We start from the raw sequence: 1,424 nt of genomic DNA, 5'->3' as shown, positions 1-1,424 counted from the left end.
TAGTATATGATATCAACTAGCGTCCAAATTATACCTCCATGGGTTAATTAACTATTTATAAAGTCCGAAATAAAGATTTATTCCAACTTTACCCGTGTAGAAATAGTCATTAAACCTACCTCGCTCTATCCCATCAAGCCTATCATTGAACATGTAAGAACTTGATAAGCTTAAGTCTATACCCAAACGGTTGAGGAGCATGTACTCCATCCCTACACCTGCTTTTACATAAGGGTGCCACCCATTGGATTTTAAGTCATTAAAGAAGTCTTCAATGTTGTTTCCTCTTACCAATACACCGGCACCAAGCTGTACATAAGGTGTATATCTTAGCTTTGGGAATAAGCTGTAGTTGATATTAGCTTCACCATAATTAATGGCTTGAGAGAAGTTCTCCTGAGCGGCAATGGTTCCCCGGCCTATTCTGGAATCGAAAGCTATATTTCTATTGGTGCTGGCCCTAATTCCTATCTCCCCCATGGGTTTTATCGCTGGGTTACTATAATCTCCCTTGTACTGCATAAGGCCAGCAGCTGCACTTACACCAACCAGGCCACGACGGTTCTCCATTTTTTGGCCATGAATATTGACGCTTTGTACTTCTTCCCGTTCCTGGTAATAAGATTGTATGATCGGATGTTCTAAATCGTCATTGTTTTTGAGTTTCCAATAGCCTGCCTGTATACCTTCAATCACAAGACTCTGTACAGCTTTGTCTATTGCCTCCTTAACGGCAATCTCTGAAGGCTCATTATATGTAAAGCCCGTCTCAGCTTCCAAAAGTCGTTTGAATTTAACATACCTGAATATTCCAAAGTCAATCGCCTGTGACAGTATCGTTTTGGAGGTATACACAGTTTTAAGTATCTCACCTGTGCTGGTAGAGATAGCACGCAAGTATACAGTTACTTTATCTTCGCGGTACTGCCCTGAGCCGCCGGCACCAAAGTACCGCAGGCCAGCACCACCTGTCACTACATTAGCATCGTAAGAAATGATACCTCCCTCCAAAATAATACCGGCAAATAAAAGGCCTGGCAAGATCGGTTCCCGCTTACCTGTGATCGCTTCTGCTTCTGCTCTTGTAGAGCGGATAATTTTCCGCTCATTCAAAAGGTTTCCAAGGTTTTCGCGCTCAATAGGAGAAAACCAACCAGATTCCTCCAATGATTTTAGCAATATGGTGGTTGTACCCTGTGTAATGGCCGTAGACCAGTTAGCACCGTTAGCAGACGGTTTGTACTGGCCAGTCTGATCCCTAAACTTATAGACTGCTGCCACAATTTTCTGCTGAGGTGGGGGCAGATTAACCAGATCTTCATTGCCGGGGGCTGGTACACCCAACGTAGCCCGGCTAGTTTGCATAGGCTGGTTAAAATAAGGGCACAAGCTGGAATTACGCAAAATGAAAAAGTAATGAATAA

The 1,424-nt window shown here is 43.2% G+C and carries 1 protein-coding gene; it reads right to left on the bottom strand.

Annotated elements, in window-relative coordinates; genetic code table 11:
• Nucleotides 1–51: 51 nt before the first annotated feature.
• Nucleotides 52–1,424: CsgG/HfaB family protein (locus O71_RS20365; protein WP_040575020.1), on the bottom strand; the 1,373-nt coding region annotated here is incomplete at its 5' end.

It is taken from the genome of Pontibacter sp. BAB1700 (genome assembly GCF_000277005.1).
Classification (GTDB): domain Bacteria; phylum Bacteroidota; class Bacteroidia; order Cytophagales; family Hymenobacteraceae; genus Pontibacter; species Pontibacter lucknowensis.
Note: the sequence above shows the minus strand (reverse complement) of the source record. Positions and strands in the feature narration are given on the sequence as shown.